The organism is Bradyrhizobium sp. LTSPM299 (assembly GCF_000938235.1).
In the GTDB taxonomy this organism is placed as follows: domain Bacteria; phylum Pseudomonadota; class Alphaproteobacteria; order Rhizobiales; family Xanthobacteraceae; genus Bradyrhizobium.
In genome coordinates this window covers 1-13,143 of record NZ_JYMU01000013.1, presented here as the reverse complement: position 1 = coordinate 13,143, position 13,143 = coordinate 1, and the positions used below count along the sequence as shown (strand labels likewise).

Here is a 13,143-nt window from a genome sequence, read left to right as displayed (position 1 = left end):
TCAAGGCCTAGCGCCCCTTGAACTGCGCCTTGCGCTTCTCGACGAAGGCCTTGCGGCCTTCCAGCGCATCCGCGCTCTGCCGGATTTCCGATTGAACCTCGATCTCGCGGCGAAACTGCGCCGCGTAGCTGGCGTGCTCGCTCTCCTCGAGCAATTGCCGCGTCGCGACCAGCGCCCGGGTTGGCCCGTCGCCGAGGCGGCGGGCGAGCGTCTTCGCTTCGTCGAGCAATTTTGCGTCGTCGACGACATCGCGTACCAGTCCCCATTCCTTCGCCCGCTCCGCCGACAGCGGCTCGTTCAACAGCATCAAATCGAGCGCGCGTTGACGGCCGATCAGGCGCGGCAACAGCCAGGTCGAGCCGAGATCGGGCACCAGGCCGATCCGGCTGAACACCTGGATGAAGCTCGCCGAGCGCGCCGCGAGGATGATGTCGCCCGACACCGCGAGGCTGAAGCCGCCGCCGGCCGCGACGCCGTTCACAGCGACGACGACCGGCACGCGGCATTCGCGCAAGGACCGCATCGCCGGCCAATAATGCGTCATGACGCCGGCGACGATGTCGTTGCCGAGCGACTGGAACGCCTTGAGGTTCTGCCCCGAGCAGAAGCCACGGCCCTCCCCGGTCAGCACTAGTGCGCGGATCGTGGCGTCACCCGTCGTCTCGTCGATCGCAATCGCGAGATCGCCGAGCAGCTCCGGCGTCATCGCGTTCAGGCTGGCGGGATCGTTGAGCGTCAGGATACCGATATTGCCGTCGCGCTCGCGCTTTACAGCGGTCATTTTCCTCTCCCCGGAATAGCTTGTTGTTGCACTGACTGTGCCATGCTTGGCATGCTATGCCAACGTGCCCCACCCGCAACAAGAACAGCGAAAGCAACGTCATGTCTGACCAGTTCTCCAACTCGCAAGTCATCCGCAAGCCCGCCGTCACCTCCAGCGGCGGCATCGTTGCCGCACAGTCGCGCAAGGCAGCGGAGGTCGGCGCGGCGGTATTGGCAGCGGGCGGCGATTGCGTCGACGCGGTGATTGCAACCACCTTCGCACTCGGCGTGCTGGAGCCCTGGATGAGCGGCGCCGGCGGCGGCGGCGCCATGGTGCTGTATCGCGCCCGCGGGAACCGCACTGAAGTCATCGACTACGGCATGCGCGCACCCGACAGCCTGCGCGTCGAAGATTATCCGCTGACCGGCGGCACCGCTTCCGACATCTTTCCCTGGGCACGGGTCAAGGACGACCGCAATCTGCGCGGGCCCGGCTCGATCGCGGTGCCCGGCGTGGTCGCCGGCATGGAGGAGGCGCATCGCCGCCACGCCAAACTGCCGTGGAAGGAGTTGCTGGCGCCGAGCGTCAAGCTCGCCGGCGAGGGCCTGCTGGTGGATTGGTGGACCACCGCGATGATCGCGAGCTCCGCCGCCGATCTCAGGCGCTATCCCGCGAGTGCCGCCGCTTATTTGCTGGACGGCCTGCCGCCGAATGCGCAATGGGGCATCAGATCGGTCGTCCGCATGCCGCAGGACCGGCTGAAGGCGACGATGGCGCAGCTTGCTGCGGCAGGTGCGCGCGACTTCTACGAGGGCGATCTGGCGCGCAGCATCGCCGACGACATCCAGGCCGCCGGTGGCGCGCTTTCGGTGCGCGATCTCGCCGCGTTCCGCGCCCATCTGCGCGAGCCGCTGGCGATCCCCTATCGCGGCGGCACGGTTTACGCGACGCCGGAATTGACTGCTGGCCCGACCATGGCGCGCACGCTCGGCCTTTTGCAGAAGGCATTCGAGCCCGCGCGCGGCGGTCCGGATGCGGCGGCCTACGCGGCCTATGCCGACGCGCTGCAGGCCGCCTATCGCGAGCGGCTGAAGGACATGGGTGACGTCGACGGCCGCCGCGCGCTCGGTGCCGAAGCGATCGCACCAAGCTGCACCACGCATTTCTCCGCGGTCGATCGCGACGGCAACATGGCGGCGGTGACGCAGACGCTGCTGTCGAACTTCGGCTCGAAATTCGTGACGCCGAACACCGGCCTGACCATGAACAACGGCATCATGTGGTTCGATCCGACGCAAGGCGCACCGAACTCGCTCGCGCCTGGCAAGCGCTGCCTGACCAATTACACGCCCGTGGTGGCAGAGGCCGCCGATGGCCGCCGCCTTGCCGCCGGTGCATCGGGCGGCCGCCGCATCCTGCCCGCGGTGTCGCAGCTTCTCTCCTTCGTGATGGATTTCGGCATGGACCTCGACGCCGCAATCCATCAGCCGCGGATCGACGCCAGCGAAGGCGCGGTTGTGATCGGCGACGTCCGCCTTCCCGCTGCCACCCGCGACACGTTGCGCGGGCGCTTCGACTTCGAGGAAGCGCGCACCCAGACCCTGCCGATGAAGTTCGCCTGCCCGAGTCTCGTGCTGCGCGACGGCACTACCAACAGCGGCGCCACCGAGCCGTTCCAGCCGTGGGGCGATGCGGTGGCGGAGAGGTGAGTTGCTGATCGAACTCGCGATCAGGTATTCGGTGTCATCGCCCGCGAATGCGGGCGATCCAGTATTCCAGAGACGTCTGTGATTGAGCCGATAGGTCGCGGCGTACTGGGTCGCCCAGTCCAAGTGCGCAATTGCGCACAGGCCGGGCGATGACAGCTGTGGATGGAGACGCAGCGTTACATTCTCGCGACATGATTTGCCCGAGCTTTGCATTTCGTTTGCCCTCTCTCCTTGAAGAGGGCGCAGGGAAAGCCGGGTGCACGCTGCACCCGCGGTCTCGTGTGCAAATGGGTAGAAAGAAAACCGCACACGAGCATACAGGTTCAGCGGAGGCACTCCGGCTTTCCCTGCGCGATGGGTTACGGCTTATGCGTGCTCCCCGGCGAAGACTGGGCTTGTTTGTCACCGTCGTCCACGAGACGCGGATGCGTCTTGCGCCTTTTGCCTCCACTGGGGCGTCGGGACCACACGATTTCACCGTCCGCCTCTGCCACGCTCGTCAGTCGTGACATCGGCGTCCACCGCATCCCACCGCGCGTTCGTGACGTGCGCTCGCCCCTCAATCGGGTGGGACCGGGAGATTCATACACTGAGTTGCACTTCGGATAAATAGAAATATCTTTTCACGCGAGGGCTTGCCATGTCGGGCAACTCAGTGATTGCGCGTCACGCGGGAACCTGGCGCGCATGCATGCGCACTCCCGCATATTATTGCCTGTACTTACAGATATATTACCTGTAGATGCATATAAAGCGGCCGGAACATATATGGCATGTCCGGACCCGGGAGACAGCTTGCGATGAGCCGCGACACCTTGATCGAAATGCGCGAGGCGTGCACCTGCATGCGGTTGCGCCGCGCCGGCCGCCGGGTCACCCAGCTCTACGACCGTCACCTTGCCTCGGTCGGCCTCACGTCGGGCCAGCACGGGCTGCTGGCCCGGCTACAGGGCGCAAGCCTGCAGGGCAAGTCGGCGTTGCCGATCGGCACGCTCGCTGAACTGCACGGCATGGACCCGACCACGCTGACGCGAAACCTTAAACTGCTGCTCGATGCCAAACTGGTGCGCAACGGCCGCGACGACGCCGACCGCCGCGTGCGCACGGTGGCGCTGACCGAGGCGGGCCGCAAGCGCCTGACCGAGGCCGCGCCGGAATGGCGCAAGGCGCAGCGCGAGGTCGAGAGCGCGCTCGGCACCGAAGCGATGCTGGCGCTCAACGGCCTGCTCGACCTCGCCAACGCAAAGCTTCCGGCCTGATGGTCGAACGGAGATTCAAGATGTCGCAGACCTCGCTTCCCGGCCGCGCCGCCGCCGACCCGGCCGCGATGCGCGCACCGCCCGGCGTGCTCGATGGCCCGATCGTGCCGACATTGTTGCGCCTGGCGCTGCCGACGATCCTGGTCCTGGTGGTGCAGACGCTGGTCGGCGTTCTCGAAACCTATTTCATCGGCTTTCTCGGCACCGCGGCGCTTGCCGGCACCGCGCTGGTGTTTCCGGTGCTGATGCTGATGCAGATGATGTCGAATGGCGGCGTCGGTGGCGGTGTCGCCTCGGCGGTGGCACGCGCGATCGGCGCCGGCCGCCGCGACGACGCCGAGGCTTTGGCATGGCATGCGGTCGTGATCGCCACGGTAATCGGCGCGGTGTTCTGCATCGCTGCGATCGCCAGCGGCCCGCTGCTCTATCGCGCGATGGGCGGCGAGCACGATACGCTCGTCGCAGCGCTGACCTATTCGAACGCGGTGTTCGCAGGTTCGATCCCGATCTGGATCGTGGCACTGCTCTCGGCGGTGCTGCGCGGCGCGGGCAATGTCCGGGTGCCTGCAATCGTGACGCTGACCGGTGCGATCCTTCTCATACCGCTGTCGCCGGCGCTGATCTTCGGCATCGGCCCGATGCCGCGGCTCGGCGTGGCCGGCGGCGGCGTCGCGGTCGTGACCTATTATCTGATCGGCCTGGCGATGCTGGTCGGCTACATGCGGTCGGCGCGCAGCCCGATCAGGCTGCGCATCACGCCGCTCAGTGGGCGGCTGTTCCGCGACATTCTCGGAGTCGGTTTCCTGTCGGCCATCGGCACCGTCATGGCCAACCTCACGGTCGCGCTGGTGACCGCTGCGGTCGGACGCTTCGGCGCCGACGCGATCGCCGGCTATGGCCTCGCGTCGCGCATCGATTACATGCAGATCCCCGTGATGTTCGGGCTCGGCACCGGGCTCGTCACCATGGTCGGCGTCGCCACCGGCGCCGGCCAGACCGCGCGCGCGACACGCATCGCCTGGACCGGCGCGGGCATTGCATTCGTCATCACCGAAACGATAGGGGTCGCGGCGGCGCTGTTCCCCACCGCGTGGCTCGGCCTGTTTTCCAGCGCACCGCAGGTGCTGGCGGACGGCTCGCTCTATCTGCACACCGTGGCGCCGTTCTACGGCGTGGTCGGCGCCGGCATGGCGCTTTATTTCGCGGGCCAGGGCGCCAAGCGCGTGCTGATCCCGCTGCTCGCCGGCACCGTGCGCCTGATCGTCGCCGCCGGCATCGGCTGGTTCGCGGTCGCCTCATGGGGCGCGGGACTGCCGACGCTGTTCAACATCGTCGCCGTATCGGCAGTGCTGTTCGGCGGCATCATCGTGTCAGCGACATTCGCGCGGACGCGCAACGAGGATCGTGGCGTCATCCAGCCGGTCCCCGCCGAGTAGGCGCCGAGAGGATCGTCGAAAATTATCCCAACTCGCTGCGCTGACAGAACCACACCGTCCGTCCTCCCGCCTCGGCATCATCAGCAACATGCTGGAGCACGCGGAACCCGAACCGTGCGATCAGCGCCTGGTATTCGGCAGGTGAAAGGCTCGCGTGATACAGCGGATCGCCCCTGTATTCGCCAATGCCCTCACCGTGCTGAGGCCCGGTATTGAAGATCAACAGCGTGCCGGCCGAGGCGTGAGCGGCGAAGATTGCAAACATTCGCCGTTGGTCATCGTGATCGAGGTGAAAGAAGCTGTCCCAGGCAAGGATGCCATCAAAACTGCGACCGAGCGCCAGTTGCCGCATATCGGTGGCAATCCATTCCTGGCCGGGCAGGCGGTCACGGCAGAACGATATCAACGTCGGTGACGAATCGACGCCGACAACACGCAATCCCCGTTCGACCATATGCTGCGCGACAGGTTGTCCGGAGCCGCAGCCGAGGTCCAGCACCTCGGCGCCCTTGCCAAGCCGGCCGATGAAGCGGTCGTGCCAGACCTTGTCGTTCCAGTGGCTGTTCTGCCGATTGCGGTCCCACGCGGCCGCGTGCTTCTCGTAATGTCCCACGATCCGGTCGGCGAGGTCTGACATTGGGATAAATTAGGGCTCACTTCTCGCGTTCGCAACGGGCGAAAAATGAAACCTTAAAGACCAAGTGTGACCTCGACCCAATGAACGACAGTTTCGCTGTTGAGAAATGCGATCACGGTCGGTTCAATCGCTACCCCGTCAGGGTGAGCGATGAGTGCCGTTGCGACGACGGCATCGCACCGATCATTGAATGCAATCGTCACCGCTGAACCCCGGAAGCCCGCGGTCGTGTAGACCCGGCTTCGACCCTTCATCCGGCCGACGGTGATGGCAATTCCGGTGGGCGACGCCAGGCGCCGTTCGCCGATGAATCCGAGATCGGCGATGCGCTCGAGCTCCTCGTCATCTGCAACGCCCGTGGTGCAGTTACAGAAGCCCATCTTGGCTCTGATGTAGACGTTGACTTCAACGCCGCAATCTTTGGCCGCGCAACGGAACGCCCTGCCCTTTCCCCATTCGTCGATTGGAAACGGCCATTCCGCCTCGGTCCAGAGCGGATGGTGAGGCGTTGCCAGTTTGCCGTCGCCTGCGACCGAGCGCCATCCATCGTAGACAAACGGAATCGAGCCTCCGAGGCAAAAGCCTGCGATAATGGTTATGAGCAGACCTCTTCTCATCGGATCGTTGCCGAGACCACCGTTTCGCTAATTGCTTGCGACGAAGGATCGGGCTGCCGCCAATGTGGGCCGATCCGAATTGGACTCGGCGGCAAGATCGATCAGCCTGGTGTAGAACGCCTTCGCCTTGGTCGCATCGCCCGAGGCTTGCGCAGCCGTCGCCGCGCCTACGTAGCCGTTGAAGCGGTTCGGTTCCTTCGCCATGGTGGCTTCGAAAACCGCAAACGCCTCTTTGGCCATGCCGCAGTCAAGCAGCATGAAGCCATACAACTCGCGTGCCGGCGCGAGCGGACCGGGCGTGACCGGCGCCTTTTCGGTCGCATCCTCGGCATCGACCGCGGAGCTCATCGCCTTCAGCGCATCGTCACGCTTGCCGGTCGCATAGAGCACCCAGGCGGTGGCGATTTGCGCCTGGACGTCGACCTGGCCGGCCCAATAGTCGTTCTTTGCTTCGCGAAGCCTGTCGCGAAGTTCGGCGAGCTTTGCGGTATCGAGTTTGGCGGCGTCGATCTTGCCGGAACGAGCCGCGCCGATCGCCCGGGCGAAATGCGTGATCGCCATGGCGTGGGGAAACTTGCTGGATTTGACGTCCAGGCTGGCGGCGCCGCCCCAATCGCCACGCTCCACCATGTAACGCGCCAGCGCGGCGGCCTGCGAAAACGCCGCCGCGAACGCATCCGGATCCGGTTGCGCAGCCTCAATATCTCTGATGACGGCGAGCGCCTCCTGGTCCTGGCCAAGCTGCAGATAGGCGTAGACGAGATAATCCTCACCGTGCAGCTGGTCGCCGACCTCCTTGCCCTGCTTGGCGGCCTGAACGGAGGCGAGATTTGCCGCCGCCGACTCTTTCCAATAACCGACCCGCGTAAAGATATGCGACGGCATGTGCTGCGCGTGAGGCGCGTTCGGCGCGATCTTCGCGTAGCGGAGCGCGGCAGGCAGCCCCTTGGCAGCGATCGGCGGATAGTCGTACAGATGAATCAGGTAATGAGCGACGCCCGGATGCTGCGGCTGGCGCAGGAAGATCGGCTCGAGAATGGCCGCGCCCTTGAGCTGATTGGCATAGGTCTTGTCGGAGGGCGACGCCGCAACATTGAGTGCGATCGCGTAGTAGATTTGCGCCTCGTCATCCCCTGGATAGCGGCCGGCCAGCGCTTCCATGGCCTTGAGGTAGGACAGGACCCGCGCCTGATGCGGGACTTTCTCGTAGTCGAGGTACATCACCGACAAGGCATCGATGTAGTCGCGCTCACGCTGGGTGCCGGCGCCCACCGACTTTGCCTTCTCGATCGCCGCGAGGCCGAGCGGCAGATTGGGCGCCGGAATCGGGCCGTGCGGGTTATTCAGGTACGACAACGCGATGCCCCAATAGGCGATGGCGCATGTCGGATCAGCCTTGAGCACCTCCTCGTAAATTTCCCGCGATGCCGTGTACCAGAACGAGTGCTGATATCGCATCGCGCGGTCAAAACGCCGTTGCGCGATTTCGTTGCAGGACGTTTCGAAGTGAACGGTGCCAAGCCTCTGATCAGCACTTTCCTGTGCGACGCCCGGCCCGGGAGATCCAAGGGCTGTTATGCCTGCGATGCCAATTGCAAAGAGCGAAATGCGCATGTCGGCTTCTCCCTAATCGATCGAATAAACGTCGCCGCAACAAAATTACTCAAGGTCTGGAATGCGGGCAGCCTCCAACGTAATACCTCGCGATGCAAGAGGCTTGCTGGAGTTCCGGACGGCCTCATTACAAGAGCTGAACCGGCTGATACGATCGAGCCAGAAACATCACAGCGGTGATCGACTTGGCTGATCAAAACGCAGACATCCCGCCCGGCGCCCAGCTTCTTGGGCGGGAGTGGCTGGGCTTTGATGGCGAAACCGCCTCGGTCCGCTTCCTGGCACAGCCGTCGTTCACCAACCGGCATGGAACGATTCAGGGCGGCTTCCTCGCGGCCATGCTGGATTCGGCGACCGGCCTCTGTGCACTGGCGACGCTTCCCTCGACCCAGACCGTGGTGACGAAGAGCCTGAATACGAGGTTTCTCAAGGCGGCGGGCGTTGGACCGATCACGGCCAAGGCAAGAATAGTTTCCCGCACCGAGCGCGATATGGTCGTTGAGGCCGATCTGATCGACGCTCAGGGCGTGACGGTGGCCAAGGCGACGGCGGAGCTGCGCATTCTTGAACGGAGATAGCGTGGCGGTCTGCTCGAGCTTCTCGCGAGGCGTTCGCTAGATCCCCAGCCGGTCCCTCACCCGCCCGGTCAGCACCGCGGCGGTGACGCCGACCCGCCAGAACGGATGCATCGGGATCGGCTTGATGCCGGTCACGGGCATGTCGATCTCGGCCTTGTCGCCGCCGACAAGCCGGCGGGCGAGTTGCGCGCCCATCGCGGTCGAGAGCGCGACGCCGCGGCCGTTGCAGCCGAGCGAGACCAGCAGATTTTCAGCGGGCACGTGGACATGCGGATAGTGATCGGCGGTGATGGCGAGACGGCTGTTCCAGCCATGGGTCCAGTTGACGCCCTTGAGCTGCGGCCACAGCCGCTCGGCGTAGCGCATGAGATAGGCGACGTCAGATGGGCGATTGATCCAGCGCATCGGGCCGCGACCGCCCATCAGCAGGCGATTGCGCTGGTCGATGCGGTAGTAGACCGTGATGTGGCCGCTTTCGTAGAGCACCGGCCGGCTCGGCATGATGGCGCGTGCGACGTCGTCCGACAGCGGCGCCGTGCAGGCGATCGACGAGAACACCGGCACGATGGTGCGGCGGAGCGCCGGCCAGAGATCGTCGGTAAAACCATTGGTCGCAAGCAACACCTTGTCGGCATGCACCACGGCGCGCGGGGTCTCGATCCGCCAGCGGCCACCGTCGTGGCGTAATGACAGCGCTGGCGTCTCGCCATGGACGGCAACACCGGCGCCGATCGCGGCGCGCGCCAGCCCGCGCACATAGCTCAGCGGATGCAGATCGCCGCCGCGGGCATCCTGCATGGCGCAGAGATAGCGATCGCTGCCGGTGATCTCGCGCACCTCCGCCGCATCAAGCAGTTTCACCGGCATGCCGCGCGCGATGCATTGCTTTGCGGTCGTCGCGATCGCGGCGGCGCTGGCCTCGTTATAGGCGGCACGCAGCGTGCCGTTCTGCCGTGCCTCGCAGGGGATCTGGTAGCGGCGGATCAGGTCGAGCGTGAAGTTCGTCGTGCCGTAGGCGAAGTCGATCATGCGGCGGCCGAGATCAGGGCCGAAATCGGCTTCGATCTGATCGGGATCGTGCTTCAGCCCGGGATTGATCTGGCCGCCATTGTTGCCGGACGCGCCCCACCCCGGCTCCTGCGCCTCCAGCACGGTTGCTGATACCCCCTGCTCAGCGAGATGCAGCGCCGTGGAGAGCCCGGTGAAGCCGCCGCCGATGATCGCGACCGGCACGCTCTTGTCCACTGTGAGCTGAGGCGTCGGCTCCGGCGGCACGGCGGTGTCGGCATAAAGGCTCGGCGGCAGCGGCAGGCGGACGGGTGCGTTCATGGAAGCGGACCGGATGATTTAAAGCGGATGCAGCACGCGGCGCAGAAAATCCTGGGTGCGCGGGTGTTGCGGCTGGTTGAGGACGGACTTGGCGGCGCCCTGCTCGACGATGACGCCGCCATCGATGAACAACACGCGGTCGGCGACGTCGCGGGCAAAACCCATCTCGTGGGTGACGACGACCATGGTCATGCCGTCGTCAGCGAGCTTGCGCATCACCGAGAGCACGTCGCCGACCAATTCAGGATCGAGCGCCGAGGTCGGCTCGTCAAACAAAATCGCCTTCGGCTGCATGGCGAGCGCACGCGCGATCGCAACGCGCTGCTGCTGACCGCCGGAGAGCTGCGGCGGGTGCACGTCGGCCTTTCCGGCGAGCCCGACCTGCGCGAGCAGCGCGCGGCCGCGCGCCAGCGCCGCATCGCGCGGCTCCTTCTTCACATAGAGCGGCCCCTCGATGACATTCTCGAGCGCGGTACGATGCGGGAACAGGTTGAAGCGCTGGAACACCATCGACACTTGCGTGCGGACTGAAACGATCGAGCGGTCGTCGCGGTCGACGCGCGCGCCCTCGACCGAGATGTCGCCGGCATCGTAGCTTTCCAGTCCGTTGATGCAGCGCAGGATGGTCGACTTGCCGGAGCCTGACGGGCCGATGATGCAGACCACCTCGCTCTTGGCGACCGACGCGGTGATGCCCTTCAGCACCTCGACCTTGCCGAAGCTCTTGTGAACGTCCTTGAGCTCGATCATTTCCGGTTCGCCTTGCTCTCGAAATGACGAACCAGCAAGATCAACGGAATGCTCATGGTCAGGTACATCAGCGCGACGAGCGTGAACACGCTGGTGTTCTTGAACGTCGACGAGGCGATCAGCTTGCCCTGCAGCGCCAGCTCCGCGACCGTGATCGTGGATGCCTGCGAGGAATCCTTCAGCATCATGATCATGACATTGCCGTAGGGCGGCAGCACGATCTTGACGGCCTGCGGCAGCACCACACGGCGCATGGTGAGCCACCAGCCCATCCCGATGGTCTGCGCCGCCTCGATCTGGCCCTTGTCGATCGCCTCGATGCCGGCGCGGAAGTTCTCGGCCTGGTAGGCCGAATAGGCGATGCCGAGCCCGATGATCGCGGCCTGCAGCGCCGTCAGCGCGATGCCGAAATCAGGCATCACGAAATAGATGTAGAACAGCAGAACGATGATCGGGATGCCGCGGATCAAATTGATGACCACGGCACTGACGCCAACGAGGATGCCGATACCCGACACCCGCATCAGCGCCCACAGCAGCCCGAGCACGGTCGACAACGCCAGCGAGCCGATCGTGACGACGATGGTCAGCCAGACGCCCTGCAGCAGGATCGGCACGAACTCGACGGCGTCGCTGAAGAATTTTTGCATTTGATCATATCACGCGAGCGTCATTGCGAGGAGCGCCAGCGACGAAGCAATCCATCTTTCGGAGCGTTCGGCGCGAATGGATTGCTTCGCTTCGCTCGCAATGACGTGGAGGGGACACATGCTCTCAGGACGCGTTGGCCTTCTGGCCCCATTTCTCGAGAATTTTTGCGATCGTGCCGTTGGCCTTCAGTTTTGCCAACGAGGCGTTGATCTTAGCCAGCAATTCAGTGTCGCTCTTGCGGATGCCGATCGCCACCGTGCCGACGGTGGCGGGCTTGTAGCTGTCGACCAGGCGGACGTCGGCGAAATTGCCCTGCTGCAGATTGTAGGCGAGGATCGGATAGTCGGCGAAGCCGGCCTTGAGGCGGCCCGCATTGACGTCGCGCAGGATGTCCGGAATGTTGTCATAGACCTTGACCTCGCTGAACAGCCCGGTCTTCTTCAGCGCGTCGACGAACGCAGTACCGACCTGGGCGCCGACCACGGTGCCCTTCAGCTCCTCCTGCGAAATGTACGCCTTGCTGTCGGCCTTCGGCACCACCAGGCCCTCGCCATAGGTGTAGACGGCATCGGAGAAGTCGATCACCTCCTTGCGCGCGGCGGTGGCGAACATCGCGGCGGCAATGATGTCGATCTTGTTCGAGGTCAGCGAGGGGATCAGCGCCGAGAACTGCATCGGCTCGATCTGCACGGCAAAGCCGGCGTCCTTGCCGACCTCGGTGGCGAGATCGACCATGATGCCCTGGATCGAGTTGGTCTTGGTGTCGAGGAAGGTGAAGGGGATGCCGGTTGGCGTCGAGCCGACCTTCAGCACCTGCTGCGCCTGCGACGGTGAGTTCAGGGCCGAGATCGAGACAATGGAAAGGACCGCGGCGGCGGCCGTGACGAAACGCTGAAAGGACATCGCAAGAACTCCCGAAGCTGACCCCGGCGCCGCATCGCCCGTTGCTTCGAGCTTAAGGTTGCGGGCGACGCCGTTCCGGCCTATTTTCACCAATATGAAATTGTGGTCATGGAATCGCGGGCAATGCAAGCGGTTTTCATGCACATGAAGGAAGCGGGTTGACGTGAGCGGCGGCAAGAGAATGCGCAAAGGGACGGCAGTCCGGTCCGCGGCCACGCGGCGCGTGGCGAAAAAGCCAGCCGAGCCGGCGGTCGACCTCGCGGTCGGCCGCCGCATCCGCGATTTGCGCCGCGCGAGAGCGATGTCACTTGAAGTGGTCGCGGCGCGCGCCGAGCTTTCGATCGGCTTCATCAGCCAGATCGAGCGCGGCCTGTCGTCGCCCTCACTGCGCGTGCTCGCAACATTGGCCGACGTGCTCGGCGTCGGCATCGCCGGGCTGTTCGGCGCGACGCCGAATGATGACGGCGCCTCGAACGGCGTCGTCACGCGCGAGGTGCAGCGCGCCGAGCTGAAGCTGTGGCGCACCGGAATTTCGAAACAGTTGCTGAGCCCCGCCGGCACCGAGAGCCGGCTCAATCTGTTCCTGGTGCAGCTCGAACCCGGCGGCAACACCGGCGACGAGTTCTACACCCATGACGGCGAGGAAGCCGGCCTCGTGCTCGAGGGCGAGATGATTCTGACAGTCGACGCCGAGACCTGGACGCTGAAGCAGGGCGACAGTTTTCGTTTCGCCAGCCGGCGGCCACACCGGTTTTCCAATCCGGCCGATGATGCGAAGGCCGTGGTGCTGTGGGTGAACTGCGTGACGGCGGCGGGATAGCCTCCCCGTCGTCCCGGCGAAGCAGGCTGTGCGAGAAGTCGCGCTGCTTGCGACGGGATGGCTGCATCGGCCAGCAA

At 64.8% G+C, this 13,143-nt stretch carries 13 protein-coding genes; 5 read left to right on the top strand and 8 right to left on the bottom strand.

Going from position 1 to position 13,143, the window contains the following annotated elements; genetic code table 11:
- Positions 1 to 7: 7 nt before the first annotated feature.
- Positions 8 to 781: an enoyl-CoA hydratase-related protein gene (locus UP10_RS08120; protein WP_044586850.1), complete on the bottom strand. Its 774-nt coding sequence runs from the start codon at positions 779 to 781 to the stop codon at positions 8 to 10.
- 101 nt (positions 782 to 882) lie between these two features.
- On the opposite strand from UP10_RS08120, the gene UP10_RS08115 reads away from it, so the two are divergent.
- The 3 genes from UP10_RS08115 (at position 883) to UP10_RS08105 (ending at position 5,167) form a co-directional block, all read left to right on the top strand.
- On the top strand, positions 883 to 2,472 hold the full coding sequence (locus UP10_RS08115) for a gamma-glutamyltransferase (RefSeq protein ID WP_044586849.1): 1,590 nt from the start codon (positions 883 to 885) through the stop codon (positions 2,470 to 2,472).
- A gap of 800 nt (positions 2,473 to 3,272) precedes the next feature.
- Positions 3,273 to 3,731, top strand: coding sequence for a MarR family winged helix-turn-helix transcriptional regulator (locus UP10_RS08110; protein ID WP_050043593.1), 459 nt, complete (start codon positions 3,273 to 3,275; stop codon positions 3,729 to 3,731).
- A gap of 20 nt (positions 3,732 to 3,751) precedes the next feature.
- Entirely contained in the window at positions 3,752 to 5,167 is a 1,416-nt protein-coding gene (locus UP10_RS08105) for an MATE family efflux transporter (RefSeq protein ID WP_044587185.1), read from the top strand.
- Positions 5,168 to 5,189: 22 nt separating this feature from the next.
- Here UP10_RS08105 and UP10_RS08100 read toward each other — a convergent pair whose 3' ends face one another.
- From UP10_RS08100 to UP10_RS08090, 3 genes are read right to left on the bottom strand one after another with little or no spacing between them, the layout of a single operon-like run.
- A complete protein-coding gene (locus tag UP10_RS08100) occupies positions 5,190 to 5,804 on the bottom strand; it encodes a class I SAM-dependent DNA methyltransferase (protein WP_044586848.1) in 615 nt (204 codons plus the stop codon).
- Positions 5,805 to 5,857: 53 nt separating this feature from the next.
- The gene (locus UP10_RS08095; RefSeq protein WP_044586847.1) at positions 5,858 to 6,421 is read right to left on the bottom strand and encodes a nitroreductase family protein; all 564 of its coding nucleotides are present in this window, start codon (positions 6,419 to 6,421) and stop codon (positions 5,858 to 5,860) included.
- A gap of 27 nt (positions 6,422 to 6,448) precedes the next feature.
- Complete coding sequence (locus UP10_RS08090) at positions 6,449 to 8,035, bottom strand: tetratricopeptide repeat protein (RefSeq protein ID WP_044586846.1); 1,587 nt, start codon at positions 8,033 to 8,035, stop codon at positions 6,449 to 6,451.
- Between the two features lie 176 nt (positions 8,036 to 8,211).
- Here UP10_RS08090 and UP10_RS08085 point away from each other — a divergent pair, with 176 nt between their 5' ends.
- A complete protein-coding gene (locus UP10_RS08085) occupies positions 8,212 to 8,613 on the top strand; it encodes a PaaI family thioesterase (RefSeq protein WP_245321689.1) in 402 nt (133 codons plus the stop codon).
- Positions 8,614 to 8,649: 36 nt separating this feature from the next.
- Here the strand turns inward: UP10_RS08085 and UP10_RS08080 are convergent, their stop codons facing one another.
- From UP10_RS08080 to UP10_RS08065, 4 genes are all read right to left on the bottom strand, one after another.
- Positions 8,650 to 9,942, bottom strand: coding sequence for an NAD(P)/FAD-dependent oxidoreductase (locus UP10_RS08080; RefSeq protein WP_044586845.1), 1,293 nt, complete (start codon positions 9,940 to 9,942; stop codon positions 8,650 to 8,652).
- Positions 9,943 to 9,960: 18 nt separating this feature from the next.
- A complete protein-coding gene (locus tag UP10_RS08075; RefSeq protein ID WP_044586844.1) occupies positions 9,961 to 10,692 on the bottom strand; it encodes an amino acid ABC transporter ATP-binding protein in 732 nt (243 codons plus the stop codon).
- Positions 10,689 to 11,342 carry an amino acid ABC transporter permease gene (locus tag UP10_RS08070; RefSeq protein ID WP_044586843.1) on the bottom strand — a complete coding sequence of 218 codons (654 nt, stop codon included), beginning with the start codon at positions 11,340 to 11,342 and terminating at the stop codon, positions 10,689 to 10,691. The genes UP10_RS08075 and UP10_RS08070 overlap by 4 nt, the downstream gene beginning before the upstream one ends.
- 124 nt (positions 11,343 to 11,466) lie before the next feature.
- Complete coding sequence (locus UP10_RS08065) at positions 11,467 to 12,246, bottom strand: ABC transporter substrate-binding protein (RefSeq protein WP_044586842.1); 780 nt, start codon at positions 12,244 to 12,246, stop codon at positions 11,467 to 11,469.
- A 163-nt stretch (positions 12,247 to 12,409) separates the two neighbouring features.
- Between UP10_RS08065 and UP10_RS08060 the strand changes: the two genes are divergently transcribed.
- A complete protein-coding gene (locus tag UP10_RS08060) occupies positions 12,410 to 13,066 on the top strand; it encodes a cupin domain-containing protein (RefSeq protein ID WP_044586841.1) in 657 nt (218 codons plus the stop codon).
- Positions 13,067 to 13,143 lie beyond the last annotated feature (77 nt).

Bases quoted from the DNA above. Each gene is read 5' to 3' on its own strand.
- UP10_RS08120 (WP_044586850.1), bottom strand. From the start codon at position 781: ATGACCGCTGTAAAGCGCGAGCGCGACGGCAATATCGGTATCCTGACG.
- UP10_RS08115 (WP_044586849.1), top strand. From the start codon at position 883: ATGTCTGACCAGTTCTCCAACTCGCAAGTCATCCGCAAGCCCGCCGTC.
- UP10_RS08110 (WP_050043593.1), top strand. From the start codon at position 3,273: ATGAGCCGCGACACCTTGATCGAAATGCGCGAGGCGTGCACCTGCATG.
- UP10_RS08105 (WP_044587185.1), top strand. From the start codon at position 3,752: ATGTCGCAGACCTCGCTTCCCGGCCGCGCCGCCGCCGACCCGGCCGCG.
- UP10_RS08100 (WP_044586848.1), bottom strand. From the start codon at position 5,804: ATGTCAGACCTCGCCGACCGGATCGTGGGACATTACGAGAAGCACGCG.
- UP10_RS08095 (WP_044586847.1), bottom strand. From the start codon at position 6,421: ATGAGAAGAGGTCTGCTCATAACCATTATCGCAGGCTTTTGCCTCGGA.
- UP10_RS08090 (WP_044586846.1), bottom strand. From the start codon at position 8,035: ATGCGCATTTCGCTCTTTGCAATTGGCATCGCAGGCATAACAGCCCTT.
- UP10_RS08080 (WP_044586845.1), bottom strand. From the start codon at position 9,942: ATGAACGCACCCGTCCGCCTGCCGCTGCCGCCGAGCCTTTATGCCGAC.
- UP10_RS08075 (WP_044586844.1), bottom strand. From the start codon at position 10,692: ATGATCGAGCTCAAGGACGTTCACAAGAGCTTCGGCAAGGTCGAGGTG.
- UP10_RS08070 (WP_044586843.1), bottom strand. From the start codon at position 11,342: ATGCAAAAATTCTTCAGCGACGCCGTCGAGTTCGTGCCGATCCTGCTG.
- UP10_RS08065 (WP_044586842.1), bottom strand. From the start codon at position 12,246: ATGTCCTTTCAGCGTTTCGTCACGGCCGCCGCCGCGGTCCTTTCCATT.